At 72.8% G+C, this 24442-nt stretch carries 22 protein-coding genes; 11 read left to right on the top strand and 11 right to left on the bottom strand.

Going from position 1 to position 24442, the window contains the following annotated elements:
* Positions 1-46 precede the first annotated feature (46 nt).
* The 8 genes from ACQPZZ_RS22115 to ACQPZZ_RS22080 all read left to right on the top strand — a co-directional run bounded on the left by ACQPZZ_RS22115 (position 47) and on the right by ACQPZZ_RS22080 (position 9407).
* The gene (locus ACQPZZ_RS22115; protein WP_432921294.1) at positions 47-1045 is read left to right on the top strand and encodes an N-acetylglucosamine kinase; all 999 of its coding nucleotides are present in this window, start codon (positions 47-49) and stop codon (positions 1043-1045) included.
* Complete coding sequence (locus tag ACQPZZ_RS22110) at positions 1042-2505, top strand: glycoside hydrolase family 3 protein (RefSeq protein ID WP_363646782.1); 1464 nt, start codon at positions 1042-1044, stop codon at positions 2503-2505. The genes ACQPZZ_RS22115 and ACQPZZ_RS22110 overlap by 4 nt, the downstream gene beginning before the upstream one ends.
* A gap of 149 nt (positions 2506-2654) precedes the next feature.
* Complete coding sequence (locus tag ACQPZZ_RS22105) at positions 2655-4475, top strand: ABC transporter substrate-binding protein (protein ID WP_432921291.1); 1821 nt, start codon at positions 2655-2657, stop codon at positions 4473-4475.
* A complete protein-coding gene (locus ACQPZZ_RS22100; protein ID WP_432921288.1) occupies positions 4472-5506 on the top strand; it encodes an ABC transporter permease in 1035 nt (344 codons plus the stop codon). The genes ACQPZZ_RS22105 and ACQPZZ_RS22100 overlap by 4 nt, the downstream gene beginning before the upstream one ends.
* Positions 5503-6435 (top strand): ABC transporter permease, encoded by a 933-nt coding sequence (locus ACQPZZ_RS22095; protein ID WP_432921285.1) that lies wholly within the window; start codon positions 5503-5505, stop codon positions 6433-6435. The genes ACQPZZ_RS22100 and ACQPZZ_RS22095 overlap by 4 nt, the downstream gene beginning before the upstream one ends.
* Positions 6436-6439: 4 nt before the next feature.
* Positions 6440-7465 carry an ABC transporter ATP-binding protein gene (locus tag ACQPZZ_RS22090; RefSeq protein ID WP_432921282.1) on the top strand — a complete coding sequence of 342 codons (1026 nt, stop codon included), beginning with the start codon at positions 6440-6442 and terminating at the stop codon, positions 7463-7465.
* On the top strand, positions 7462-8469 hold the full coding sequence (locus tag ACQPZZ_RS22085; protein WP_432921279.1) for an ABC transporter ATP-binding protein: 1008 nt from the start codon (positions 7462-7464) through the stop codon (positions 8467-8469). Before ACQPZZ_RS22090 ends, ACQPZZ_RS22085 begins: the two co-directional genes overlap by 4 nt.
* On the top strand, positions 8466-9407 hold the full coding sequence (locus ACQPZZ_RS22080) for a GNAT family N-acetyltransferase (protein WP_432921276.1): 942 nt from the start codon (positions 8466-8468) through the stop codon (positions 9405-9407). The genes ACQPZZ_RS22085 and ACQPZZ_RS22080 overlap by 4 nt, the downstream gene beginning before the upstream one ends.
* 2 nt (positions 9408-9409) lie before the next feature.
* On the opposite strand, the gene ACQPZZ_RS22075 is transcribed toward ACQPZZ_RS22080, so the two are convergent.
* Positions 9410-10516: an exo-beta-N-acetylmuramidase NamZ family protein gene (locus tag ACQPZZ_RS22075; RefSeq protein ID WP_432921273.1), complete on the bottom strand. Its 1107-nt coding sequence runs from the start codon at positions 10514-10516 to the stop codon at positions 9410-9412.
* Positions 10517-10540: 24 nt separating this feature from the next.
* Here ACQPZZ_RS22075 and murQ point away from each other — a divergent pair, with 24 nt between their 5' ends.
* The 3 genes from murQ (at position 10541) to ACQPZZ_RS22060 (ending at position 13394) form a co-directional block, all read left to right on the top strand.
* Complete coding sequence (gene murQ / locus ACQPZZ_RS22070; RefSeq protein ID WP_363646790.1) at positions 10541-11443, top strand: N-acetylmuramic acid 6-phosphate etherase; 903 nt, start codon at positions 10541-10543, stop codon at positions 11441-11443.
* Positions 11444-11465: 22 nt separating this feature from the next.
* Positions 11466-12503: a serine hydrolase domain-containing protein gene (locus ACQPZZ_RS22065; protein WP_432921270.1), complete on the top strand. Its 1038-nt coding sequence runs from the start codon at positions 11466-11468 to the stop codon at positions 12501-12503.
* A gap of 78 nt (positions 12504-12581) precedes the next feature.
* The gene (locus ACQPZZ_RS22060) at positions 12582-13394 is read left to right on the top strand and encodes a DUF1206 domain-containing protein (protein ID WP_432921267.1); all 813 of its coding nucleotides are present in this window, start codon (positions 12582-12584) and stop codon (positions 13392-13394) included.
* Between the two features lie 85 nt (positions 13395-13479).
* Here the strand turns inward: ACQPZZ_RS22060 and ACQPZZ_RS22055 are convergent, their stop codons facing one another.
* The 10 genes from ACQPZZ_RS22055 to ACQPZZ_RS22010 are packed head-to-tail and all read right to left on the bottom strand — an operon-like array spanning position 13480 to position 24071.
* Positions 13480-14937 (bottom strand): ABC transporter ATP-binding protein, encoded by a 1458-nt coding sequence (locus ACQPZZ_RS22055; RefSeq protein WP_432921264.1) that lies wholly within the window; start codon positions 14935-14937, stop codon positions 13480-13482.
* Entirely contained in the window at positions 14934-15680 is a 747-nt protein-coding gene (locus ACQPZZ_RS22050) for an ABC transporter permease (RefSeq protein ID WP_432921261.1), read from the bottom strand. Before ACQPZZ_RS22050 ends, ACQPZZ_RS22055 begins: the two co-directional genes overlap by 4 nt.
* Positions 15677-16588 carry an ABC transporter permease gene (locus ACQPZZ_RS22045; RefSeq protein ID WP_432921258.1) on the bottom strand — a complete coding sequence of 304 codons (912 nt, stop codon included), beginning with the start codon at positions 16586-16588 and terminating at the stop codon, positions 15677-15679. The genes ACQPZZ_RS22050 and ACQPZZ_RS22045 overlap by 4 nt, the downstream gene beginning before the upstream one ends.
* Complete coding sequence (locus tag ACQPZZ_RS22040; protein WP_432921255.1) at positions 16585-18114, bottom strand: ABC transporter substrate-binding protein; 1530 nt, start codon at positions 18112-18114, stop codon at positions 16585-16587. Before ACQPZZ_RS22040 ends, ACQPZZ_RS22045 begins: the two co-directional genes overlap by 4 nt.
* The gene (locus ACQPZZ_RS22035; protein WP_432921252.1) at positions 18107-18868 is read right to left on the bottom strand and encodes a class I SAM-dependent methyltransferase; all 762 of its coding nucleotides are present in this window, start codon (positions 18866-18868) and stop codon (positions 18107-18109) included. Before ACQPZZ_RS22035 ends, ACQPZZ_RS22040 begins: the two co-directional genes overlap by 8 nt.
* Complete coding sequence (locus ACQPZZ_RS22030) at positions 18865-20007, bottom strand: MFS transporter (protein ID WP_432921249.1); 1143 nt, start codon at positions 20005-20007, stop codon at positions 18865-18867. The genes ACQPZZ_RS22035 and ACQPZZ_RS22030 overlap by 4 nt, the downstream gene beginning before the upstream one ends.
* A complete protein-coding gene (locus ACQPZZ_RS22025) occupies positions 20004-20999 on the bottom strand; it encodes a dipeptide epimerase (RefSeq protein ID WP_432921246.1) in 996 nt (331 codons plus the stop codon). The genes ACQPZZ_RS22030 and ACQPZZ_RS22025 overlap by 4 nt, the downstream gene beginning before the upstream one ends.
* Positions 20996-22039 (bottom strand): PLP-dependent cysteine synthase family protein, encoded by a 1044-nt coding sequence (locus ACQPZZ_RS22020; RefSeq protein WP_432921243.1) that lies wholly within the window; start codon positions 22037-22039, stop codon positions 20996-20998. Before ACQPZZ_RS22020 ends, ACQPZZ_RS22025 begins: the two co-directional genes overlap by 4 nt.
* Positions 22036-22821, bottom strand: a complete 786-nt coding sequence (locus ACQPZZ_RS22015) for a Rossmann-like domain-containing protein (RefSeq protein ID WP_432921240.1) — start codon at positions 22819-22821, stop codon at positions 22036-22038. Before ACQPZZ_RS22015 ends, ACQPZZ_RS22020 begins: the two co-directional genes overlap by 4 nt.
* Complete coding sequence (locus ACQPZZ_RS22010) at positions 22818-24071, bottom strand: ATP-grasp domain-containing protein (protein ID WP_432921237.1); 1254 nt, start codon at positions 24069-24071, stop codon at positions 22818-22820. Before ACQPZZ_RS22010 ends, ACQPZZ_RS22015 begins: the two co-directional genes overlap by 4 nt.
* Positions 24072-24442: the final 371 nt, after the last annotated feature.

Here is a 24442-nt window from a genome sequence, read left to right as displayed (position 1 = left end):
TCCATGGCCTTATAGGTTGATGGAGGGTATCTACAAGGGAGCGGTCGTGGGGGCTCTGTTCGTCGGCGTGGACGGGGGAGGCACCAGCACGCGCTGCGTCGTGGTCACCGAGTCGGGCGAGGTCGCCGGGCGGGGCCGGGCCGGTGGCGCCAACGCGCTCTCGGTCCCCGACCCGGCCGCCAACCTGCGCTCCGCTCTGCTCGGCGCGCTTGAGGGCCTGGAGCCCGCACGGGTCGCCGGAGGGGTGTTCGGGCTGGCCGGGGCGGCCCGCGCCGCGGAACCGGCGGAGCGGGCCTGGCGGGAGGCCGGGCTCGCCGGGCGGCCCGTGGTGGTCGCCGACGTGCTCGTCGCCTTCACCGGGGCCACCGCCGAGCCGGACGGCGCGGTCCTGGTGGCCGGCACCGGCGCGATCGGCGCCCGCATCCGCGACCGCCGGGTCGTACGGCGGGCCGACGGCCTGGGCTGGCTTCTGGGCGACGAGGGCTCCGGCGTGTGGCTGGGCCGCCGGGCCGCCGCCGCCGCGCTGAACGCGATCGACGGCAGGGGCGGGCCCACCGTGCTGGTCGCCCGGGTGGCCGAGGCCGTCCTGGGGCCGGGAACGGCGGGGGAGGACGACGGGCCCGCACTCGCCCGGGCCCTGGTGGCGGCCGTGTACGCGCGGGTCGCCGAGTCGGGGCCCGCCTGGCTCGGCACGCTCGCACCCGTTGTGGACGCCGCCGCGCGTGAGGGTGACGAGGTGGCGCGCGGCGTCGTCGCGGAGGCGGCCCGCAGGCTCTGTCGTACGGCACGGGTCGTCGTCGGCGAGGGGCCCCGTGAGAGGCGGGCGCAGCGAGGCGGAGGGCCGCTGGTGCTCGCGGGGTCGCTGCTGACGGAGCCGACCGAGCTCGCCCACCTGGTCCGGGCCGAGCTGGGCAGGCGGGCCGTGCTGGTGCGTGCCCGGGACGGCGCGGCGGGCGCGGCGGCACTCGCGGTGCGCGCCGCCTTCCCCGGCGACCCGCGCGCCGCCGAGGCGCACCGCGCGCTGATCCGGCAGGGGGGCGCATGAGTGAGCTGGACCGGATGGCGATGGCCGTGCTCCAGCCCGGGTTCGACGGACTCGAGCCGCCCGGCTGGCTGCGGCGGGCGCTCGCGGACGGCCTGGGCGGGGTGGTCCTGTTCGCCCGCAACGTCGCCGGCCTCGACGGAACGGCCGCCCTGGTGGCCGAGCTGCGCAGGGAACGGCCGGACGTGGTGGTCGCCGTGGACGAGGAGGGCGGTTCCGTCACCCGGCTGGAGGCCGCCACCGGGAGCTCCTGGCCGGGCAACATGGCGCTGGGCGTCGCCGGAGAGGAGTCGCTGACCCGCAGGGTGGGGCGGCAGATCGGCCGGATGGTCGCCGCCGCCGGCATCACCCTCGACTACGCCCCCGTGGTGGATGTCAACGCCGACCCGCGCAATCCCGTCATCGGCGTGCGGTCGTTCGGCTCCGACCCCGAGGCGGTCGGCCGCCACGGCGCCGCGTGGATCGAGGGGCTGCAGAGCGCGGGGGTGGCCGCCTGCGCCAAGCACTTCCCCGGCCACGGCGACACCGTCACCGACTCCCACCTGGCGTTGCCCGCCGTACGGGCCTCCCGGGAGGTGATAGAACGGCGCGACCTGCCGCCGTTCCGCGCCGCCGTCGCGGCCGGGGTGCGCGCCGTGATGTGCGGGCACCTGCTCGTCCCCGCCGTCGACGTGCTCCCCGCGACGCTGAGCCGGGCCGTGCTGACCGGCCTGCTGCGCGAGGAGCTGGGGTTCGAGGGGCTCGTGGTGACCGACGCGATCGAGATGCGGGCGGTCGCCGCCCTGCATCCGCCCGGTGAGATCGCGGTGCGCGCGCTGGCCGCCGGGGCCGACGCGATCTGCGTCGGGGTGTCCTCGGCCAGGGGGGAGAGCGTGTACGCGCTGCGCGACGCGATCACCTCGGCGGTCCGCGAGGGGCGGCTGGCGGAGGAGCGCCTGGCCGAGGCGGCGGGCCGGGTGCGGGACCTGGCCGCGTGGTACGACGCCCAGGCGGAGGCCAGGGAGGCGGTGGCGCGCGACGCCGACGAGGGCCTCGGTCTGGCGGCGGCGACGGCGGCGCTGCGCGCGACCCCCGCGGAGCCGGCGGGGTCGCTCACGCGGGCGCCGCTGGTGGTGCGCATGGCGGCCCGCCCCAGCCAGGCGGTCGGCCGCGCGACCCCCGTCACCCTGGGGGAGGCGCTCGGCGAGATCCTCCCCGGGACGGCGACGATCGAGGTGGACGACGACGGGCACCTGCCGGATCTGAGCGAGGCGGGGCGTCCGCTCGTGATCGCCGTCCACGACGCCGTACGGCACGCCTGGATGCGGCGGCTTCTCGACGAGGCCCTGCGGGCCCGCCCGGACGCGGTGGTGGTCGAGACCGGGGTGCCGGGGCCGCCCGCCGGGCGGCTGTACCTCGCCACCCACGGCAGCTCCACGGCCTCGGCGCGGGCGGCGGCCCGCTGGCTCACCGGCGCTGCCTGACCGATTCGCCGGCCCTCCCTGTGGGACGTCTTCCCTGGTAGCGGGCCTGGGTAAAAATTAACTCCATCGCGACGTCTGTCCGTGGAAAAAATTGACGACCCCGCGAGAGCGCCCGTATTGTCCAGGCAATCGGGAACCAGGAGCAGCCCATGAAGCGACTCGCAGCGATCATGGCGGTGGCGTCCATCGCCACCGTGACCGCCTGCGGCACTACCGGGACGACGGACACCGCCCAGCAGGGCGGCGGTGTGTACACCACGATCGACGGCAGCAAGCAGATCAACGCGAGCGCGCCGATCAACCCGTTCAACCCCGTCGGATCGGTCTTCTCGGGATACAACGGCATGGCGCTGGCGTGGCCCAAGAACGACCCCACCGATCCCAACCAGTTCTACCCGGCCATCGCCAGGAGCTGGAGCATGTCCCCGGACCGGTCGGAGGTCGTCATCCACCTGCAGCCGGACGCCAAGTGGTCCGACGGCGAGCCAGTTACCAGTGAGGACGTGCGCGTCTCGATCGGTCTCGCCTACACCCAGGGCGGCACGGCGTACGCGCTGGACCCGAAGGCGGCGGGCGCCGCCGCCGACATCCAGGTCGTCGACACCAAGACGATCAGGGTGACCCAGGGCGCCAACCGCAGCTCGACGTTCCTCGCCAACCTGCTGTCGACCGTGGTCGTGCCCGCGCACGTCTTCGGGAAACTGCTGCCCGCGGACTTCTGGCAGACCCTCAAGGTCGCCCAGCACGGCCAGGGCGCGGCGGCCGAGAAGGCGAAGAACCAGATCACCGGGCTGGCGGAGAAGGTCATCGCCTTCAACCCCGGTCACGACGTGTCGGCCGGGCCGTTCGTGCTGGAGCGGGTGAACCCGGGCGCGGCGCTGCTCAGGCGCAACCCCTACTTCTACGCCCGGCAGAACATCGCGCCGGACAAGGTGAAGATCCTGAACTACACCGGCAACGAGCAGATCTGGAACTACCTGATCGCCGGCCGGCTGGACAACGCCCCCTTCACCTCCGTGCCCACCGCCGTCATGGACCGGATCCGCGACGCGAAGGGCAGCAAGGTGGTCAAGGGCTACTCGCCGGTGGCGGTCTCCCTCGCGTTCAACCAGGCGCACAAGCCGTACGACAACGTGCACGTGCGGCGCGCGATGGCCTACCTGATCGACCGCGCCCAGGTCACGAAGATCGCCTCGCCGGAGGGCGGCACTCCCGCCGCCACCACCTCGGGCATTCACGCCAAGGCGGCCCGGGCCTGGCTGGGCGACGCGTTCGACACCCTCGAGCAGTACCGCGTGAACCCCGCCAAGGCCGACGCCGAGCTGAAGGCGGCCGGCATGACCAAGCGGAACGGCCGCTGGGCCCTGCCGGACGGCAGCCCGTGGAAGGTACGCATCCACGTGCCCGCGTCGTTCTCCGACTGGGTCGCAGCGGGTAAGTCGATCAGCAGCCAGCTCAGCGACCACGGCATCGACGCGAGCGTGGTCACCGCCGCCGACTACACGCTCTATCTTGGAGAGCTGGCCGAGGGCAAGTACGACCTCGGGTTCTGGCTGATCGGCCTCGGCCCCTCGCCGTACAACATCTTCCAGCGGCTGTTCGGGCAGGCGAACGGCTGGCAGATGTTCGGCGGCCGGCTGCGGCACGTCGCGCCGGGCACCGAGGGCAACTGGATGGGCGGGCCGGAGAAGGTCGACGCCGGCGCCGCCAGCACGGTCGACCCGGGCGAGCTCACCAGCAGGCTGAACTACGCGTCCCACGACGAGCAGCAGCGCATCGTCGGCGTCCTGGCCAAGGTCGCCAACGAGCAGCTCCCGGTCGTCCAGCTCTGGGACTACGTCAACACCCAGTTCGTGAACACCTCCCGGTTCACCGCGTTCCCGCCCGAAGAGGACGAGTCCCTGCGGCTGTCGTCCGGGGTGTGGATGCAGCTCGGGATGATCAGAAAAGCGGAGAAGGGGCAGGCATGACGCACGCCGTTCCGGGGCGTCCCCGGCTGGGCGCCATCGCCAGGAAGATCGGCGGCCACCTGGTCCGCGGCCTGGCGATGATCTGGGTCGTCGCCACGATCAGCTTCGTCATCATCCGGGAGATCCCCGGCAACCCCGTGCTCGGGCAGTACGAGAGCCTGATCCAGAAGGGCATGTCGCCCGAGCAGGCCGAGCGGGCCACCGCCGTCCTGTACGGCTTCCTGCCCACCGGCAACCTGTGGCAGCAGTACGTCGGCTACATGGGCTCGCTGCTCCACCTCGACCTCGGGCGTTCGCTCAGCACGCCCGGCGTGGACGTGACCACGCTCATCGGTCACGCGGCCCGGTGGACCGTGCTGCCGGTCCTCGCCGGCACGCTGCTGAGCTTCCTGCTCGGCGTCACGATGGGCGTCTACGCCGCGATCAAGCGGTCGGGCAAGCTGGGCGACCTGCTCGCGCTGTCCGGATCGCTGCTGCACGGCGTGCCGGTGTACGTCATCGGCCTGCTGCTCACCGCGATCTTCGCCACCCTGTGGCCGATCATGCCGTCGGGCGGGCCGGTGGACGTCGAGTTCGTCCCCGGCTTCAACGCCGGCTACATCGGCTCTCTGGTGCACCATGCCGTGCTGCCGGTCGTCACGTACACGCTGGCCAGCTACGGCGGGTGGATCCTCGCGATGAAGTCGAACGTGGTCGCCGTGCTCGGCGACGACTTCATCCTCGCGGCCGAGCTGCGCGGCCTGCGGCGCGGCTTCGTGTTCCGGTATCTCGCGCGCAACGCGATCCTGCCGCTGTTCACGATCCTCGCCCTGTCGATCGGCATGCTGTTCGGCGGCTCGATCTTCATCGAGGAGATCTTCAACTACCCGGGCCTCGGCCTGCTGCTCGTCAACAGCATCAGCAGCCGCGACTACGCGCTGATGGGCGGCACGTTCCTGGTGATCACGGTGGGCATCGTCGTCGCCAACATCGCCGCCGACCTGCTGTACACGGTGATCGACCCGCGGGTCAGGAGCGGAGGCGCGGCATGACCGTCATCGTCAACCCGGAGGGGGCGATCAGTCCCGAGGCCGCGCCGGCCGGGACCACGCGGGCCACACTGCGGCGCAACTTCTGGCGCGGGGTGTGGCGGGTGCTGCGGCGCAAGCCCAGCCGCATGGCCGGGGTGGTCATCGTCGCCCTGTTCGCGGTCATGGGCGTGGCCGGGCCGCTGCTCTACCCCGCGCAGCTGCCGCGCGACGACGACGCGCTGTACGCGCCGCCGAGCCTGGCCCACCCCTTCGGCACCGACTTCGAGGGCACCGACGTGCTCGCGCTGGTCGTCACCGGCGCGCGCTACGTGCTGCTCACGGGCCTCGCCACGGCCGTCATCACGGTCGCGCTCGGCACGGTCATCGGGCTGGTCGCGGGCTTCCACCGCGGCCGGTGGGACACGCTGCTGATGCGGCTGACCGACATGAACCTCGCGATCCCCGGCCTGCCGCTGCTGCTCGTGCTGTCCACGGTGTGGAAGTTCGAGAGCCCGCTGGAGATGGGCCTGGTGCTCGGGGTGCTCGGCTGGGGCGGCATCGCCCGCGCCGTGCGGTCGCAGACGCTGTCGCTGCGCGAGCGCGGCTTCATCGAGGCCGCCCGCGGCCTCGGCCTGCCGACGCGACACATCATCGGCCGCGAACTGCTGCCGAGCATGGCGCCGTACATCGCGATGAACATGCTCATCGCCGTCACCGGCGCGGTGTACGCCCAGGTGGGCCTGTTCTTCCTCGGCGTGCTGCCGTTCGAGTCGAACAACTGGGGCGTGATGCTGAACCTCGCGGTGTTCAACGGCGGGGCGCTCACCACTCCGGCCGCGCTGCCCTACCTGCTGGCCCCGCTGATCGCGATCCTGTTGCTCACCCTGGGCATCGTGCTGATCGTGGACGCGATGGACGAGATCTTCAATCCCCGGCTGCGGGAGGAATAACCCCATGACCGCTCACACGGCCGCACGTCAAACGGCACCGGGGGTCCGGATCCGGGACCTCACGGTCGTCTACAAGACGCCGGCGGGCGAGCTGCCCGCCGTACGCGGCGTCGACCTGACCCTCGCCCCCGGCACGATCACCGGCGTCGTCGGCGAGTCGGGTTCGGGCAAGTCGACGCTCGCGCTGTCGCTGCTCAACGCCGTCCAGCCGCCCGGCAGGATCGCGGCGGGCAGCGTCGAGATCGACGGCCTCGGCGACGTGGTGACGCTGCGGGGCGAGGAGCTGCGCCGCGCCCGCGGCCGCCAGGTCGGGTACGTCTTCCAGGCCGCGCAGAACTCGCTGAACCCGCTGAAGACCATCGGCAAGCAGTTGCTCGACCTCGGCCGCTCCCACGACGTGGAAGATCTGCGGGCGCTGGTGCGCGACGCCAAGGAGCTGCTGGCCCGCATGGGCATGGACGGCGCCCGGGTGCTCGACTCCTACCAGCACGAGCTGTCCGGCGGCATGCGCCAGCGGGTCGGCATCATGCTCGCGCTCGTCCTGAACGCCAAAGTCGTCGTTCTGGACGAGCCGACCACCGCCCTCGACATGATCACGCAGGCCACGATCCTGCGGATCATCCGCGAGGTGCACGAGGAGCGGGCGCTCACCACGCTGGTGATCACCCACGACGTCGGCGCGGTCGCCGAGGTCGCCGACAGCCTCGCCGTCATGTACGGCGGACGCGTGGTCGAGCACGGCCCGGTGACCGAGGTGCTCGGCGACGCCCGGCACCCGTACACGCAGGGGCTGATCAGGGCGATCCCGCGCCTGACGGGCGACCTGTCGCTGGCCCGGGCGCTGCCCGGCCGCCCGCCGACGCTCGGGACGCTGCCCGCGCAGGGCTGCGTGTTCCGCGAGCGCTGCGAGCGGCGCATGGAGGTGTGCGAGACCGACGAGCCGATGTCCGTCAACCGGGAGGGCCGCACCGTCGCCTGCCACGCCACCGACCGCCACCTCACCCTGGTCAAGCGGAAGGAGTTCGTGTGATCACGGGAACCGGGATCACCAAGATCTTCAAGCAGCGCGGCGGCGTGCTCGGCGCCCGTGAGGTGCCCGCGCTGCGGGGCGTGGACTTCGCCATCGCCAAGGGCGGCGCCGTCTCGTTCATCGGCGAGTCGGGCAGCGGCAAGACCACCCTCGGCCGGATCATCGCCGGGCTGGAGACCCACGACGCCGGCGAGATCGTCATCGACGGCGTGCCGATGTCCACGCTCAGCCATCGCGCGCGGCAGCCGTACTTCCGCCGGGTCCAGCTCATCCACCAGGACCCCTACTCGGCGCTCAACCCCACCCGGACGATCCACCAGACGCTGGAGGCGCCGCTGCGGCTGCGCGCCAAGCGGACGGGCCGCCCGAGGTCGTGGGTCGACGGGCGGGCCGCGGAACTGCTGGCGATGGTCGGCATCGACCCCGGCTACGTGCTCCCGCGCTACCCGCACCAGCTGTCGGGCGGCATGCGCCAGCGTGTGGTGATCGCCCGGGCGCTCACCATGGACCCCGAGGTGCTCGTCGCCGACGAGGCCGTCTCGATGATCGACGTGTCGCTGCGCCTGGGCATCCTCGCTCTGCTGAAGGACCTGCGCGAGCGGCTCGGCGTGGGCGTGCTGTTCATCACCCACGACATCGCCACCGCCCGCTACATCGGCGACGACGGCGAGTTGTACGTGCTCTACCGCGGCCAGGTCGTCGAGAGGGGCACCACCGAGAAGATCATCGCCGACCCGGTCCACCCGTACACGCAGTCGCTGCTGTCGGCGATCCCGGTGCTGCACGGCCTTGAACGGCCGGGCGCCGAGCGGGTCGTGCCGCGGGAGATGCAGCGGGAGGGGCTGCCCGACGGCGGCTGCCTGTTCGCGCGGCGCTGCCCGTTCAGCACGGAGCGCTGCGAGAGCGAGATGCCCGTGCTGGGCCGCGACGGCGATACGGATCAGGAGCACGCCTGCTTCCATCCCAGGCGGCGCAGCGTGATCCCGGTGGGGGTGGGCGAGTGACGGAGATCCTTCCGGCCGCGGTGGACGAGCGGCTGGAGAACCTGGCCGCCGCCGCGCTGTGGGCGGACGCCGAGGACGCCGCGCTGGTCGTACGGCGGCTGGCCGACCCGCCGGGGGAGCGGACGTGGACGGTCCTGGCCACGCCGGACCGGGACGGCGTGGTGTTCGCCTCGATCGGCGCGGACGGCCCGGACAACAACATCACTGGTCACATCGACCTGATCGCCGTGGACCCCGCCGCCCAGGGCAGGGGGATCGGGCGGGCGCTGGTCGGCGCGGCCGAGGAGTGGATGCGGGCGCACGGCGCGGCCGAGGCGAGGTTCGCCGGCAACCCGCCCTGCTACGCCTGGCCCGGGATCGACGTGCGCTACACCCCGGCCGCCTGCCTGGCCGAGCGCCTGGGGTACGAGCAGTACCGCGTGGCCTGGAACATGACGGCCGGCCTGCCGGCCCGCTACGACGAGGCCGAACACGAGGCCGATCTCGCGAAGCTCGCCGCCGCCGGCGTGACGGTCGCGTCGGCGGCGACCGGGGAGCGGGAAGCGGTCACGGCCTTCGTCCGCGAGCAGTGGAACGACAAGTGGGCCTGGGAGGCCGAGCAGGCGACCGGCCTGCACTACGCCTATCGCGACGGGGCCTATCGCGACGGGGCCTTCCGCGACGGGGCCTTCCGCGACGGGGCCTTCCGCGACGGGGAGATCCTCGGCTTCGCCGCCTGGGGCGCCCGGCCGCTGTGGTTCGGCCCGATGGGCACGGCCGAGGCCGCCCGCGGGCTCGGCGTGGGCCGGGTGCTGCTGCGCCGCTGCCTCGACGAGCAGGCCGCCGCGGGGCAGACGTCCGCGCAGATCGGCTGGGTGGGCCCGCTCCGCTTCTACTCCCGGGCGGTGGGCGCCCGCGCCGAGCGGGTGTTCTGGCTCTACCGCCGCGCGCTGGGCTGATGTCAGCCGTACAGCAGTTCGCCCTGGGGCGTCCCCGGCGGGGGGCACAGCCCGCGAGGGTCGCGGCCCGCGTCCAGGTGCTCGCGCAGCGACGCCGAGCCCCACAGCAGGTCGAGGAACGGCTCGCAGGCGAAGTCGCCCGGATGGAGGGCGCGCAGCACGTGCAGGACGGACACGCCCGTCAGCACCGGCCTGAAGGCCTGCCGGCCGGTCACGTGCAGCTGCGCGCCGCGCACCACGACGCCCGCGTGCCTGCCGAACGTCGGGGTGAACCACGTGTCGCGGAAACGGACGCCGGGCAGGCCGAGGTCGTTCAGCGCCGCGGCGAACCGGCCGTCCGCGTACGGCGCGCCGACCAGCTCGAACGGCCGGGTGGTGCCGCGGCCCTCGGCGGCGTTCACGCCCTCCAGCAGCCCGGTGCCGGGGTAGACCAGGGCGGTGTCGAGGGTCGGCATGTTGGCCGACGGCATCACCCAGGGCAGCCCGGTGCGGTCGAAGTGCCACTCCCTGCGCCAGCCCTCCATCGGCACGATCTCCAACTCGGCGCCGATCGCGCGGTTGACGGACAGCGCGATCTCGCCGGGTGTGAGGCCGTGCCGTACGGGCAGGGCGGCGCGGCCGACGAAGCTCGCGAAGGCCGGGTCGAGCACCGGGCCCTCGGCCACCGCGCCGCCGATCGGATTGGGCCGGTCGAGCACGGTGAACCGCAGCCCGAGCCGGGCCGCCGAGCGCATCAGGTCGTACATCGTCCAGACGTAGGTGTAGAAGCGCGCGCCCACGTCGCACACGTCGAAGACGAGCGCGTCCACCCGGGACGACGCGACCAGCGCGTCCAGGTCCGCGCCCGACCGCTGATAGGTGTCGAGCACGGGCAGCCCGGTGACCGGGTCGACGGTGTCGCCCTCGCCCCCGCCCGCCTGGGCCGTGCCGCGCAGGCCGTGCTCGGGGCTGAACAACGAGGTCACGGGCACCCCGGCGGCCAGCAGGGCCGGTGCGGCCGCGGTCAGATCGGGCAGGACTCCAGTGGGGTTGGTGACCAGGCCCACCCGTTCCCAGCCGGCCTTCGGCGCGCTCACCAGGAGCTCGAGCCCCGTACGCACGCGATCCATTAAGCACTCCGAAGCTGAGGAATCATGACGCAACCACTCGCCGCTCTCGCCACAGAACAGAGCGATCCCCGCTACAGCGGGATCGACACGCTCCCGACGGAGGAGATCGCGCGGCTCATGAACGCGGCCGACGCCGCCGTCCCGGCGGCGGTGGGCCGGGCCGTCCCGGCGATCTCCGCGGCCATCGACGCGATCGCGGCGCGGATGGCCGGAGGGGGCAGGCTTCTCTACGTGGGCGCCGGCACCTCCGGACGGCTCGCGGTGCTCGACGCCTCCGAGTGCCCGCCGACGTACGGCACGCACCCCGATCTCGTCCAGGGCATCATCGCGGGCGGCGAGGCCGCGCTGGTGCGCTCCGTGGAGGGCGCCGAGGACGACGCGGAGGCGGGCGCCGCCGTGATCCGCGATAAGGCCGTCGGCCCTCGCGACTCCGTCGTGGGCATCTCCGCCAGCGGGCGCGCGCCGTACGTCGTCGCGGCGGTCGAGCAGGCCCGGCGGCTCGGCGCGCTGACCGTGGGCCTGGCCTGCAACACCGGCACCCCGCTCGCGCGGGCCGCCGAGCACGCCGTCGAGGTCATCGTGGGACCCGAGGTGGTCACCGGCTCGACGCGGCTGAAGGCCGGCACGGCTCAGAAGCTGGTCCTCAACATGATCTCCACGATCACGATGATCAAGTCGGGCCGCACGTACGGGAACTACATGGTCGACGTCGTCGCCAGCAACTCCAAGCTCGTCGACCGGGCCGCCCGCATCGTCTCCGACATCACCGGCGCTCGGGTGCCGGACGCCCGCGAGGTCCTGGAGAGCGCCGGGCGGGACGTGAAGACCGCCGTCGTCATGATCGAGCGCGGGGTGGGCGCCGACGACGCCCGCGCGCTGCTCGCGGCGCACGGCAACCGGCTCGGCCCGGCCCTGCACAGTGCCTGATAGCGCGGCGCCTGATAACGCGGTGCCTGACGGGGTGTCCGCGCTCGAAGACGTCCTGCGGGCCGCGGTGCCCGGGGTCGCCTCGGCGGCGGTCGCCGAGATCGCCGTGGACGGGCGCACGGTCGCCGCGGCCGCCGTGGGGGAGGCCGTGCGGTACGCCGACGCGTCCGGGGAACTGCTGGCGGAGCGGCCGCCCGTGACGATGGACGCGCTGTTCGACATCGCCTCCCTGACCAAGATGTTCACGGCCGTGGTGCTGGTCTCGCTGGCCCAGGAGGGCGCGCTCGACCTCGACGAGCCGGTGGCCGTCCGGCTGCCCGGGTTCTACGGGCACCGCCCCGAGATCACCGTGCGGCACCTGCTGACGCATTCGGCGGGCCTGCCCGCGAGCCGCCGGGTGGAGAAGGAGCCGCAGGAGACCCGCTGGGACCTGGTCCTGTCCACCCCCGTGCAGGGGCCCCCGGGCACGCATCTGTACTCGGACGTCGGCATGATCACGGCCGGGCGGGTCGCGGAGGCCGCCGGCGGGGCGCCGCTGGACGTGCTCGTGCGCGAGCGGGTCACCGGGCCGCTCGGGCTCGGCGCCACGGCGTACGGGCCGGTCGAGCCGGGCCGGGCCGTCGCCACGGAGTTCAAGCGCGGCACCTGCGTGCGGGGAGAGGTGCACGACGAGACGGCCCACGCGCTGGGCGGCGTGGCCGGGCACGCCGGGTTGTTCTCCACCGCCGCCGACCTGGTGCGTTTCGGCGAGGCGCTGCGCACCGGCGGCGGCCCGGTCCTGTCTCCCGCCTGGACCGCCGAGCTGCTGCGTGACCAGGGGGTGCCGGGCGCCGCCTTCCGGCAGGGGCTCGGCGTGCGCATCGGCGACCCGGCCATCGTGGGGCCGCTCGCGGACGCGTTCGGCCACTCGGGCTTCACCGGCACGTCGCTGGTCGTCGACCCCGCCCGCCGGCTGACGGTCGTGCTGCTCACCAACAACGTGCACCCCCTCCGGGGGCGGCCCGGCATCCGCGACCTGCGGCACGCCGTCGCGGCGGAGGCGCTGCGCCTGGCCGGCTGATGTTTGATCGTCCTCGTCCGGGTCAGTAGGGAGACGGTTCAGGCAGACCGATCCGTCCCCCCAAGGAGAGGAGCCGTGATGACGACCGCGCATCAGGCGGGCCGGCGGCTGGAAGGCACGGCCCGGAGAGCGGCCGACCATCCTGTCCTGGAGAAGCTCGCCAAGGTCGGGTTCGCCGCTCGGGGCGTCCTGTACGCGATCATCGGCCTGGTCGCCCTCCAGATCGCCTTCGGCGGGGGAGGGGAGGCCGACAAGAGCAGCGCGATCCAGATCGTCCGCGACGCGCCCCTGGGCGACACGCTGCTGTGGATCATGGCCGTCGGCCTGGCCGCGCTGGCGATCTGGCAGGTATCCGAGGCCGTCTGGGGCCGTCCCGAGGCCAAGGACCGTGTGGAGGCCGTGTCCAGGGCCGTCGTCTACGCCGCCCTCGTGTTCTCGATGGTGGCGCTGCTCACCCGGAACAAGGCCGCCTCCTCGTCCGACAGCCAGTCGCAGGACGTCACCAAGGCGCTGTTCGAGTTGCCGGGCGGCCAGTTCCTGGTCGGCCTGATGGCGCTCGGCGTGATCGCCCTCGGCGTGTACTGGATCTACGAGGGCTGGACCGAGAAGTTCATGAAGGACATGCACGTGACCGAGCCCCGCGCCCGTGGCGTCGTGGTCAAGCTCGGCAAGGCCGGCTACATCGCCCGCGGCGTCATCGCGCTGGCCGCCGGCGCCCTGATCGGCAAGGCCGCGCTCACCTACGACCCCGACAAGGCGGCCGGCATCGACGGCGCGCTCAAGGCGCTCGCCGACACCCCGGCCGGTCCGTGGCTGCTCGCCGTGGTCGCGATCGGCCTGGTGCTGTTCGCCGTCTACTGCTTCGCGGAGGCCCGCTGGCACCGCGTGTGACCGGATCCGCCGGGGCGACGTCTCAGGTCGTCGCCCCGGCTTCTGCATGTCTTCCTCCCCACGATTTACGAGGACATCCTCGCTGTCATCGGGCATGGGAGGAGCCGCCGGTCATGCCGGTGAGGGCGCGGGTGACGGGGTGGGACGGGTGGTGGAGCACCCGATCGGCTGGACCGTGCTCGACGAGGCGCCCTTCGTGGACGACCGCGACCCGGTCGGCGATCCGCGCGGCCACGGGAAGGTCGTGGCTGATGACAATCAGGGTCAGGCCGAGGCCGGTGAGCAGGTCGAGGACCTCCGACTGGGTGACGGGGTCCAGGCCGGAGGTGATCTCGTCGCAGATCAGCACGTCGGGGTGGGCGAGCAGGGCGCGGGCCAGGGCGGCGCGCTGGAGCTCGCCCCCGGACAACGCGCCGGGACGTCGTCGCGTGGTGTCGTGGTCCAGCCCGAGTGAGGCCAGGGTCGCGAGGGCTTCCGCACGGGCGGCGGGGGCGGCCAGGTCGCGCAGCCGCACCGCGGTCCTGGCGACTTGGTCGACGATGGAACGCCAGGGAACGAACGAGGCCCGGGCGTCCTGAAAGACGTACTGCACGCGGGCGAAGTCGGCGCGGCCGCGCCGGCGGGGGGACCTCGGGAGCGGACGGCCGGCCAGCCGTACGCTCCCGGACATCCAGGGGTGCAGACCGGCGACGCAGCGGGCGAGCGTGGTCTTCCCGCTGCCCGAGCGGCCGGCGACGACCAGTCGCTCGCCGAGGGCGACGTCGATGGTCACATCGCGCAGGACCTCCGTGCTCAGACCCGCGATTTCCAGGAGCGGGAGTGGTTCCATGCGGGTCCGTGCCGCGCGGGGTTGCGCGGTGACCAGTGCCCTGACGTACGCGTCGCGCGGGGCGTCCAGCACCGCGGGGCCGGACTCCACGACCCGCCCGTACCGGAGCACGACGACCTGGTCGGCCAGCTCCCGCACCAGGTCGAGATCGTGGCTGAGCAGGACGACGGCGACGCCGAGACTGGACAGCTCGGCGGCGACCTCGGCCCGGGCGATGGCGTCCTGCCCGGTGGTGGGTTCGTCGGCGACGATCACGGACGGGTTGGCCAGCAGCGCCTGTGCCAGGACGAGCCGCTGCTGCTGTCCCCCTGACAACTGGTGAGGGAAACGGCGCAGGAAGTCGCGGTCGCCGGGGAGCCGTGCCCTGCGCAGGGCGTCGCCGACGCTGCCGCTGTGCCGCGCCGCGATCTGCCGGAGCACGGTCCCGATGCGCAGCACCGGGTTGAGCACCGCAGAGGGATGCTGGGGGATGTAGGCGACGGTCCCGGGCGGCGGGGGCCTGCCCGGGGCGACCTTATGCCCGGCGACGGTGATACGGCCGGTGACACGGGCGCCCGCGGGATGCTCCCCGAGCAGCGCGAGTGCGGTGGTCGTCTTGCCGCTGCCGGACGCGCCGACCAGGGCCAGTGTCTTCCCTGCGGGCAGGGTGAAGCCGACCCCGTTCACCAGGGTCCGGTCTCGGACGGAGACCACCAGCCCGTCCACTTCGATCACGATGCCGCCTTCTGAGCACGGTCCACTGTGAGGTTCAGCCCGACGGCGAGCATGACGATCAGTAGTGCGGGGGTGAGGACCGCCCACGGGTTCAGGAAGAGCCCGCCCCGGTTCCGGTCGACCATCACCGCCCAATCGGCGGCGTCCGGCGGCACCCCCACGCCGAGGAAGCTCGCGGCGGCGACGAGGTACAGCGATCCGGTCAGCCGGGTGTTCGCGTCGGTGGCGAGCACCCGGGCCATGGAGGGCACGACGAATCCGGCGGTGATCCGCCACCGGCTCTCGCCCTGCAGCCGCAAGGCCTCCACGGCAGGCCTGGCGCTGATCTCCAGTGCGCAGGCGCGCACCAGGCGGGCGACGTCGGGCAGGTGGACCAGCATGACGATCCAGGCGAGCGCCCCGTCGGGAGCCAGCGCCGCCACCACCAGGAGCAGCAGGAGGGAGGGCACCGCCAGGAGCACATCGAGCGGCCGCATCAGGATCTCGTCGGCCATCCGGGGGGCTCTTGCCGCGATCAGACCCCACACCGTGCCCAGCAGGTAGGCCCCGGCGGTGGCGAACCCGGCCGTCAGCACCAGGGATCGCCCGCCCAGGAGTACCTGGTGCCACACGTCGCGTCCGGCGAAGTCGGTGCCGAGCAGGCCCAGGTCCCTGAAGGAGGCGCCGTGCACCGTCGCGTCCGGAGCCGACCACGGGCCCGCGAGGGCGACGGCCAGGGGCACGGCGAGCAGGAGAAACCTCATGCGCGGGGCGCCAGCCGGAAGGCCGCGACGTCGGCGAGCAGGTTCACCGACACGGTCGTGGCGGCGAACAGGAGCGCGAGTCCCTGGAGCACGGGAAGGTCGCGCCGGCCGACCGCGTCGGCCAGAACGGTGCCCAGCCCCGGGACCACGAAGACGGCCTCCACGACGATGACGCCGCCGAGCAGCCAGTCGATGGTGCGGGCCAGGTGCTGTACGGCGGGGATGAGCGCATTGGGCAGCGCGTGGGCGAGCCAGTTGAGTCCGAGGCGCCGTGCATGCCCGACGTACGGCGTGGCCAGCGCCTCGAGCATCGCGGAGCGGACCAGCCGCCCGGTGGAGCAGACGGGCCGCACCAGCAGCACCGTCACCGGCAGCACCAGGGCGGCGGGGGTGAGCCCGCCGAGCCCGGTCGGCGGCAGCCACGCCAGCGCGACGCCGAAGACCGCCACCAGCACGATGGCGAGCGCGAACTCCGGGACCGCGTAGAGCGCCGTGCTCGCCGCGGTCAGTGCCCGATCCGACCAGCTCCCCTCGCGAAGCGCGGCGGCCACCCCGAACAGGATCGACAGCGGGACCAGGAGCAGCAGAGTGATCCCGGCCAGCACCGCGGTGGGGCCGAGCGCGTCCAGCATGATCTCGCTCACCGGTCGGCCGGAGACGAGTGAGGCGCCGAAGTCGCCCCGTACGGCGGCGGCGGCCCACGCGGCGAGGCGTTCGGTGAGAGGGCGGTCCAGGCCGAGCCCGGCGCGGATCTGCTCGATCCGCGCCGGATCCGGTTGGTCGCCCGCCAGCACCACCGCGGCGTTGCCCGGCAGCGCCTCCGCCATGAGGAACACCAGGCAGGCGACTCCGGCGACCTGCAGGACGCCCACGGCCAGCCGCCGCCCCACATAGCGGGTCAGGTTCACGCCAAGCTCACCTTGTCGAACCGGGCCCAGTCCAGGGTGTTGGCGGGCGCCGCCCGGACTCCGCCGACCTTCGGCGAGGTCGCCACGATCCAGTCGGCGAAGCCCCACACCAGCAGGCCGCCCTCGGCGTGGAGCGTCTGCTGCATCTTCAGGTAGGCGGCCTCCCGATCGGCGGGGTTCCGCGCCGAGACGGCCGTCTCGTAGAGCGCGTCGAACTCCGGCCGCGCCCATCTGGTGGCGTTGGTCGTCGAGGTCGACAGCAGCCGCTGCGCGATGTGGGTCTCGATCGGCATGGCCCCGGAACGGAAGCTGACGATGGACCCCTTGGTGAGGATGTCCGACCAGTAGGTGTCCTTGCTCGCGTTGACGATCTCGGCCTTCAGTCCGGCGGCGCGCAGCTGGCCGGCGAAGACCGTGGCCGCCTCGACGAAGCCGGCCGCGGCGGCGGAAGTGGTCAGCTCGACGGTGAGCCCTTCCGCGCCGGCCTTCCTGATCAGCGCCTTGGCCCTGTCGAGGTCGGGGGTGCGCTGGGGGATGCCGCCGGCGTAGTGCAGGTAGCCCTTGCCGAACAGATCGTTGCCGAGCTGTCCGGCACCGGGCAGGACGGTGTCGATCAACTGCTGCCGGTCGGCGAGCAGGAACAGCGCCTCCCGCAGGTTTCGGTCGTCGAACGGGGGGCGGTCCACCTTCATGGCGAACGCCTGCATCGCGCTGTTGGGGGCGCGGACGACCGTGACACGTCCCTCGTACTGGCGCGCGGAGGCCGGGCTGAGGTCGTGCGCGTACTCGACCTGCCCCCCCAGCAGCGCGTTGATTCGTGCGGACTCCTCATTGGCGATGAGGAACTCCAGCTCCTCGATGGACGGCGCGCCGTCCCAGTAGTCCGGGTTGCGCTTGAGCAGCACGGAGCTGCCCGGCCTCCAGGACACGAAGGAGAACGGGCCCGAGCCCACCGGCCTGGCGAAGTCCCTAGTGCCCTCGGGCACGATGTAGGCGCCGAAGGCGGCCAGGACGTTGGGAAACTCGGCGAACGGCCGCTTGAGCCGGAACTCGATCGCCCCTTCCCCGGCCTCCCGGCTGTTCGGCAGGTCGATGAGCGCCAGGCTGGACTTGGCGCGGAAGGTCTCGCCGGGGTCGGTGATCCGGGCGTAGCTGGCCAGGACGTCCTGGGCGCGCACCGGCCGCCCGTCGTGGAAGCGCGCCTGCCGCAGGGTGATCCGCCAGACGGTGAAGTCCGCGTTCGGCTCCCACGTCTCGGCTAGGCGCGGCTGTGGGGAGACGTCCGGGCCGAGATCGGCGAGTTTGTCGTAGAGGGCCTTGGCGCGTGCGGCCTCGTTGAACAGGTTGGCGAGGTGCGGATCCAGCACTTCGGTGGCGCCGCCGCCGGCGAATACGGCCCGCAGTCTTCCGCCGGAGCCGCCGGCGTCCCCGGAGGAGATGGTGGTCGTGCCGGTGCCGCACCCGGCGAGCAGGGCGGCTCCGGCGGTCAGGCCGAGGAAGCCGCGGCGGCTCAGATGGTCACGCATGGTGGGGGTCCTTCGCGAGTCGGGCGACGACATGGAGCCGGTCGGCGGACAGAGGCGGGCCGTCGTGCGGCTCCGCCCGTGGCCCTGGCTGGTCGAACAGGTCGAGAACCTCGAACCCGGCGACGGCCAGGAAGTAGGTGAGCTCCTGCGGGAAGAGCAGCCGCCACGCCGAGTGCTGCTCCAGCGGGCCGCCGCCGGGCCAGCTCCACGTGCGGCGCCGCCGCAACAGCTGGGCGCTGTGGTCGATCCACAGCTCGGTGCGGGAGGTGTAGGTGACGCCGGCGTGGGTCACCGTGCGGGTGAACGGAACCGGAACCGGGTGGGTGAGAAAGTGGGCGGCGCCGCGCATCTCGGCGATCAGCAGACCGCCGGGACGCAGGTGCTCGCGGCAGCGACGCAAAAACGCGGCGAGGTCGGCGTTGGTGTGGCAGTACAGCATGGCGCTGTCCAGGCACGTCACCACGTCGAAGCGGCGGCCGAGCGCGAAGTCGCGCATGTCGGCGTGGATGAAGGTCGCCCGCGAGTGGCGTTCGCGCGCGTAGGCCAGCATCGCCTCGGACACGTCGATGCCGGTGACGTCGTAGCCGAGGACGGCCAGGCGGCCGGCGTCGCGGCCCGTGCCGCAGCCGACGTCGAGGAGGTTCCGCCCGCCGTCGAATCGCCGCACCTGGTCGTCCACGAAACGAGCCGCCCTGTGGTCCGGGTCGGGAAACTGCGCCTCGTACAGGGCGGGATTGTCGGTCAGGAAGTTCACGTGGGCACCGCCGTCCGCCGTTCCTGGACGAGCACAGCCGCCGCGCAGACCAGGCCGATCACCGCGCACACGGCGGCTCCGGCCGCGCCCGCCCAGCCGACCAGCGCGGTGCTTGCGGCGGCGACCGCTCCGGACGCGAGATAGAACACGCCGAAGTAGGTGCCGGACAGGGACTCGCCGCCGAATCGGCCGATTCGCTCGTACACGAACGGCTGCGCCATCATCACGCCGACGGCCAGCGCCAGCACCGCCACCAGGACCGGGACGATCCCGGGCAGCAGCGCGAGGGCGAGGAACCCGCTTCCCATCACGGCCAGGCCCAGCGCCATCGCCCGGTCCCGGCTCGTCGCCTCCCGCAGCCACGTGGTGATCCGCACCTGGAAGAGCAGGCTCACCACCGTGGAGACCAGGAACAGCAGCGCCACCGAGCCCGCCGTACCGGTCGCCCGCTCCGCGGCCAGGGGAAGCACCAGGTAGAGCTGGTTCTCCAAGGCGAACATGCCGCTGAGGGCGAAGGTGAAGGCGAGGAAACGCCGGTCGCTCAGGCAGCGCCGCCAGTCGCGAAGCACGGAGGAACCGCTGCGCGGCACCTGTCTCGCGGGTAGCGCGAGTACCTGCGCGACGGTCAGCACCGCAAAGACCGCCGCGGCGGCGAGCGCGGCGGCCCGGAAGTCCACCAGCAGCAGTGCGCCGCCCAGCACCGGCCCGCAAAGCGCTCCCGCCTGGGCGAACACGTTGAACAGCGCGAACGCCCTGACCTTGTCGGACGCCGCCACGGCGACGTACGCCCGGACGGCCGGGTTGAACAGTGCGCCGGCAAGCCCGCTGAGAACGGCGGCCGACAGCAGCAACGGCACCGCGTCCCCGAACGCGAACAGGGCGAACCCGGCGGTGCGCAATGCGCAGCCCAAGATGATCACCGGCCGCGCGCCGAGGCGGTCGGCGGCTGAGCCGCCGATGAGGAACAGGCCCTGCTGACTGAGGTTGCGCGCTCCGAGGATGACGCCGGTCACCGCGGCGGACAGGCCCAAGTCTCCGGTGAGGTGACCGGCCAAGTAGGGAACCAGCAGGTAGAAGCCGACGTTGACGCCGAACTGGTTGACCAGCAACAGCCGCACGGGCCAGGAGAGCTCTCTCACGCCGGGCGCACCCCCAGCCCGGGCTCACCGCTCAGCCGCAGCACGCCGTCGTGCCCGCCGATGCCGGTCCACGGGTCCTCGGCGAGCAGCAGGTGCCCGTCCAGGTCGGCCCAGCGGGCCGAGCGCGCCAGGTGTACGGCGGGCGCGATGCCCAGACTGCTGGCCACCTGGCAGCCCAGCATGACCTGCAGACCGTGGTCGCGGGCGAACTCGACGATCCGCCGCGCGGCCGTCAGGCCACCGCATTCGGCGAGCTTGACGTTGACACCGTGCACGGCGCCCGGCAGGTTCCGCACGTCTTCCAGCGTCCGCGCGTCCTCGTCGGCGATCACGGGGATCGCCGAACGCGCCGCCACCCAGGCCAGGGCGTCCGGGGCTCCGGGAGCGACCGGCTGTTCGACGGCCTCGATCCCCAGCGGCGCGACCCGATCGAGGATCCGCACCGCCTCGTCCGCCGTCCACGCCCCGTTGGGGTCCAAGAGCAGTCGGGCTCCCGGCGCGGCACGGCGGATCTCGCGGACACGCGCGACGTCGTCCCCACCGCCCAGCTTGATCTTGAGCAGCCGGAAGCCGCGACCGAGAACCGGAGCGGGATCCTGGCCGATGCCCACGGTGAAGGCGGTCGCGGTGTCTGACCACCCATGACCGAAGAGCGCGTGAACCGGCAGCCCGCACCGCTTCCCCACCAAGTCGTGCAGGGCCGCGTCCACCGCGGCGAGCACACCGGGGGCTTCGGCCACAGAGTCGGGGACGGCTGCCAGCGCCGCTTCGGGGCCGGGCAGCTCCTCCAGTGCCGGGCGCAGCCGCCGGAGCAGGCCCGTGATCCGCTCGACGTCGAGCCGGTGGTAGACGCTGGTCACCGCCTCCCCGTGACCCCGCAGCCCTTCATGGGCCACGGTGAGCTGGACGGCGTCCCGGCCGGCCATCACCGAGCGGGAGATCCGCAGCGGTTCACGCAGTGCCAGCGGCGTCACGGTCCAGGTAAGCCTCACGCCGGGACCTCCGCGAGCAGGGGGTCGGCCACCGTTCGGCAGCGGGCCCAGCCGGACACCTCGACGGCGCCGGGGTGCGCGATCTCCACAGGCCCGTCCTCGGACCGCCCCAGCAGACCGCGGGCCCGGCAGTACTCGTCATCGAAGATCGATCCGAGGTAACGGTCCGGCCCGTCCGGGAAGATCGCGACCACTACGGCCCCGGCCTCCCGACGCGCCGTCCACGCGGCGACCCGGGCGACCGCGCCGGTGCTCCACCCTCCGGTGACGAACGACCCTCGTGCCAGCCTGCGGCAGGCGTCGACGGCCTCGACCGGGCCCAGCCAGTGCACCTCGTCGAACAGGTCGTAGGCCACGTTGCGCGGGTGGATGCTGCTGCCCAGCCCGCGCATCAGCCTGGGACGTGCCGGCTGGCCGAAGACGGCCGAGCCCACCGTGTCCACTCCGACCAGGCGCAGGCCCGGCCAGTAACGGCGCAGGCCGCGGAACACCCCAGCGCTGTGACCGCCGGTGCCCACGCTGCACACCAGCACGTCGGCTTGGGTCAGCCGCTCGGCCAGCTCGCGTGCCAGCGAGGCGTACCCCGCAGGGTTGTCGGGGTTGTTGTACTGGTCGGGCCAGTACGCGCCCGGAAGCCGCTCCAGCAGATCGTGCAGCCGGTTCAGCCGGGCCTGCTGCCAACCGCCTCGCGGGTGCGGGCGGTCCACGACTTCCAAACGCACGCCGTACGCGCGCAACAGGGTGCGCATCACCGGTTCGAGCTCGGCGTCGACCACCAGAATCACCGGATGTCCGAGGCACTGTCCGGCCAAAGCCAACCCGATCCCGAGCGTCCCGCTGGTGGACTCCACGACGGGGGCGCCGGGGCGCAGTTCGCCGCGGGCGCGGGCGGCGGTGAGCATGGAGACGGCGGCGCGGGCCTTCATCCCGCCGACACCGAAGCCTTCCAGCTTCGCCCAGAACCCGCCGTGCGGGTGGGGGAGCGGGACGGTGATCCGGGCCAGGGGCGTACGTCCGACCAGGGACAGCAGCTCGTTCATGCCCGCTCCCGGTAGCGGAACAGGACGGTGTCGCCGCCGTCGAGCCAGAAGAAGGGGTACGGCTCCGCCGACACCGCCGTCACCCCCCAGCCCAGGAAGCGCGGCAGGATCGCGCTGCCCGTCTGGGCGAACATCACCAGCGGCTTGCGATGCGCGCGGGCGTGCTCCAGCAGGGTCTCGAAGCTCCCGTTGCCGAGGGTCATCCCCGAGGCGAGCACGGCGTCGCAGGCGCCGAGTGCACGGGCGGCATCGGCGGTCACCGGCTCACCCCACTCGGTGTAGCCGCCCTTCAGATCGCACGGAACGTAGCGGACGCCCCGTTCCCGCAGGCGATGCAGCACCGAGTTGACCACGCCCACCACAAGGACCCGCTCCGTCCCGGCGGGCAGTAGGTCCACCACGGCCGCCGCCCGGGCCAGGGACTTTTCCAGCGACGTCCCGGCCGCCACGGTGACCCGCTCCCCCCAGTGGGCGCGGGCCGACATCAGGTAGGCGTCGAGCGTGGCCACCCGGACCGCCGGCACCGGGTGGAGGAGCAGGTCGGCGACGGCGACGCCCGCGCACTCCTCGACGATCTCGTCCGCGACCTCGCCGGGTTCGACCGCGCAGGAGCCGACGGCCCGGCCGACCCGCAGGCTGACCACATGGTTGCGATAGCCACGCCTGCGGGAATCGTGCCGTACGCCCTGCCGGGTGGTGAAGGCGGTGCTGACCCGCTCCCGCACGGGATCGGGACCCAGTTCGCCGGCGAGTGCCCGTTTGATGATCGATGTCAGGTTCATCGCTCGTACTCGACCTTCAGAGCCGAGACCAGCTCCTGCGCCCGCGCTCCGGCGCCGCTGCCGAGGGTGTCGGTCACCATGACGTGACCCAGGTAGTGGTTGTTGCTCGTGGGCTCACCCGCCCGGTGCCCGCCCGGCTTGACGGACCAGTCGACGACGTCCGCGGCGGCGGCGAGCACGTCGGTGCCGTGGACGGCGGTGATCCGGCCGGCGTGTCCGGGCAGCAGGAAGGCGATGGCGGCGCTGCGCACCCCAGTGTCGGCGAAAGTCAGGTCGGGTTGCTGGCCGGCGGCCAGGCGGGCGTGAACCATCGGCAGGTCGACGCCCGTGACCCGGCGGACCAGCTCGGTGATCTGGTTGCCGGCGGGGCGCGGGTTGACCTCGATCAGCGCCGGGCCGTCCGGGGTGAGCCGTAGCTCCGTATGGGCCACGCCCCGGTCCAGGCCCAGCGCCCGCACCGCTGACACCGCGGCCTCCTTCGCCTGCCTTGCCAGGTCGGCGTCCAGGACGGCGGGGAACATGTGGCCGCTCTCGACGAACCACGGCTCCCCCGTCAGGCTCTTGCCGGTCACCCCCACCACGTGGACGTCACCGTCAACGCTGACCGTCTCAACACTGACCTCCGGCCCGGCGAGCAGCTCCTCCAGCAGCACGACCGGCACCCGGCGCTGACCTCGCGCGTTCACGGGGAACTCCTCAAGAGCGAGGAAGGCCGTGCGCAGCTCGGCCTGGTCGCGCACCTTCCGCACGTACATGCCGGCACACAGGTCGACCGGCTTGACCACCAGTGGGTAACCGAGACCGTTCGCGGCCTCCGCGGCCTGTTCCCAGGAGGAGGCCAGCGCGTACCGCGGGCCCGGCACCCCCGCGTCCCCGAGGGCGGCGCGGGCGAGGTCCTTGCGGCAGGCCCGCCGTACGGCCTCCGGTGACGGACCGGGCAGGCCCAGGTGTGCTGCGACTTCCGCCACGGCCGGCAGGTAGTAGTCGCATGAGGACAGGACTCCGTCGAAGCCGAGCGCGTCGTGTAATCGCTCCACGTGGGACAGGAGCGCGGGGAGGTCGTTGGTCTCGGTGGTCAGAACGTTGTCGGCGGCCAGTAGCGGATGCGATCGGGCGCTGGGCGCGGTACGCAGATAGTGGTGCAGGTCACGGGTGAGGAACGTGAACCTGTGCCCCGCGTCGCGGATGGCGCGGGGCAGCAGTGTGCTCATCGCCCCAACCCAGCTCTCGATCACCAACAGATGTGCCATATCGCCTCCTTTGGTTTTGATAATGATTATCGTTTTCTTCCTCGGGATGCAACCAGGGGCGGGGGAGATCACGAAACGTTCCCGAGCGCGGCAGCCCGACTGGCCAGGCGAAGCACTCAGGGGCCGTGCCGGCCTGAGGCGTGCTGAACACCAACGATCTGGGCGTCGTGTTCTCGGGGCTGTCCGACCTGGTCATCGAGGACGTGGCGGACGAGCACGACTTCGTTCGGGTCATGGTCCGCACTCGGAATGAGCCTGCGCCCTGCCCAGGTGCGGCTGGGGTGCTACCGGTGCCGCACCGACAGGCTCACCGGCCGGCTGGGAGCCGTGGTCACAGAGCTCGCCGGCCGGGCTCGCTCTTCGACGACCTG

Origin of the sequence: Microbispora sp. CA-135349 (assembly GCF_050947365.1) — a bacterium.
Lineage (GTDB): Bacteria > Actinomycetota > Actinomycetes > Streptosporangiales > Streptosporangiaceae > Microbispora.
This window is presented reverse-complemented; position numbering and strand designations above follow the sequence as displayed.

Coding starts and splice junctions, on each gene's coding strand:
- ACQPZZ_RS22075 (WP_432921273.1), bottom strand. CDS start 10,516: ATGGATCGCGTGCGTACGGGGCTCGAGCTCCTGGTGAGCGCGCCGAAG.
- ACQPZZ_RS22110 (WP_363646782.1), top strand. CDS start 1,042: ATGAGTGAGCTGGACCGGATGGCGATGGCCGTGCTCCAGCCCGGGTTC.
- ACQPZZ_RS22015 (WP_432921240.1), bottom strand. CDS start 22,821: ATGAACCTGACATCGATCATCAAACGGGCACTCGCCGGCGAACTGGGT.
- ACQPZZ_RS22105 (WP_432921291.1), top strand. CDS start 2,655: ATGAAGCGACTCGCAGCGATCATGGCGGTGGCGTCCATCGCCACCGTG.
- ACQPZZ_RS22010 (WP_432921237.1), bottom strand. CDS start 24,071: ATGGCACATCTGTTGGTGATCGAGAGCTGGGTTGGGGCGATGAGCACA.
- ACQPZZ_RS22040 (WP_432921255.1), bottom strand. CDS start 18,114: ATGCGTGACCATCTGAGCCGCCGCGGCTTCCTCGGCCTGACCGCCGGA.
- ACQPZZ_RS22100 (WP_432921288.1), top strand. CDS start 4,472: ATGACGCACGCCGTTCCGGGGCGTCCCCGGCTGGGCGCCATCGCCAGG.
- ACQPZZ_RS22090 (WP_432921282.1), top strand. CDS start 6,440: ATGACCGCTCACACGGCCGCACGTCAAACGGCACCGGGGGTCCGGATC.
- ACQPZZ_RS22060 (WP_432921267.1), top strand. CDS start 12,582: ATGACGACCGCGCATCAGGCGGGCCGGCGGCTGGAAGGCACGGCCCGG.
- ACQPZZ_RS22050 (WP_432921261.1), bottom strand. CDS start 15,680: ATGAGGTTTCTCCTGCTCGCCGTGCCCCTGGCCGTCGCCCTCGCGGGC.
- ACQPZZ_RS22020 (WP_432921243.1), bottom strand. CDS start 22,039: ATGAACGAGCTGCTGTCCCTGGTCGGACGTACGCCCCTGGCCCGGATC.
- ACQPZZ_RS22095 (WP_432921285.1), top strand. CDS start 5,503: ATGACCGTCATCGTCAACCCGGAGGGGGCGATCAGTCCCGAGGCCGCG.
- murQ (WP_363646790.1), top strand. CDS start 10,541: ATGACGCAACCACTCGCCGCTCTCGCCACAGAACAGAGCGATCCCCGC.